Genomic DNA, 1,010 nt, shown 5'->3' with positions numbered 1-1,010 from the left:
ACGTTCGAGGGCTCCCTCGAAGGGGTGCGGGCCGCCGCCGAGTCGGCACTCCGCGTCTTCCGCGACGGCTCGCTGAAGCCCGACACCGTGGAGATCGAGTTCGGGGTCAAACTGACCGCGGAGGCGGGCGCGTTGATCGCCAAGAGCGCGGTCGAGGGCCACCTCGTCGTCAAGCTCTCCTGGTCGCCCAGTGGGTCTGGTGCGTCCGACGGGTCCGGTGGGTCCGGTGGGTCCGACGGTTCGCCCGAGCCCGGCCCCGGCCCCGGATCCGGCCTCAGCTCCGGATCCGGCTCCCCGGAGGCCACCCCGGTCTCATGAGCAGCGCTTCCTGGCACGCGAGAATCAACTGCGGACGCGACACCGGTGCCGGCTTCCTGGTCACCGAGCGGCACGTCCTGACCTGCGCCCATGTCGTCGCGCACAGCGAAACGGCCCCGGTCGCCGTGTCCTTCGCCCACGGCGGCGAGGGAGAGGTGCCCGCCCGGGTGATCGCGCACGGCGGCTGGGACGGCCGTGACACCGACCCTGGCGACCTGGCCGTACTCGAACTGGACCGCTCGGTGTCGTTGAAACCGGCCGAGTTCGCGACACCCTCCGACGCGTACGGGAACCCCCCGCGCAGGCTCCTCGCCTACGGCTTCCCGAAGCGGTACGACGAGGGCACGCTCGCCGAATACCGGGCCACCGCCGACCAGTTGATCGCCGGCGAGTGGGTCCAGCTGGAGGCGTGGGCCGCGCACGGCCAGCCGCTGGCCCCCGGTTTCAGCGGCGCCGCGGTGACCCTCGCGGACACCGGCCGTGTCGTGGGCATGGTCTCCGCCGCCTCCCGCAGCCCCGAGATCCGCAACGGCCGCATGCTCCCCACCCAGATCATGGCCCGCTACTGGCCCCGCCTAGGCGACCTGATCCCCACACCGGAGTACGACCAGCCCCAGAAGGAACGCCTGCGCCGCCTGGTGGAGGCAGCGGAGAAGGGCACCCCATCAGGAGCCCCCTCAGGGGCGCGGGGA

General features: G+C 72.6%; 2 protein-coding genes. Both read left to right on the top strand.

What is annotated here, in order from left to right; translation table 11 throughout:
• Positions 1-318: CU044_2847 family protein (locus AOK17_RS52935; RefSeq protein WP_245697724.1), on the top strand; the 318-nt coding region annotated here is incomplete at its 5' end.
• On the top strand, positions 315-1,010 hold a 696-nt coding region (locus AOK17_RS42400; RefSeq protein ID WP_157881513.1), incomplete at its 3' end, for a S1 family peptidase. The genes AOK17_RS52935 and AOK17_RS42400, both read left to right, overlap by 4 nt.

The organism is Streptomyces phaeochromogenes (assembly GCF_001418655.1).
GTDB lineage: Bacteria > Actinomycetota > Actinomycetes > Streptomycetales > Streptomycetaceae > Streptomyces > Streptomyces phaeochromogenes.
Note: the sequence above shows the minus strand (reverse complement) of the source record. Positions and strands in the feature narration are given on the sequence as shown.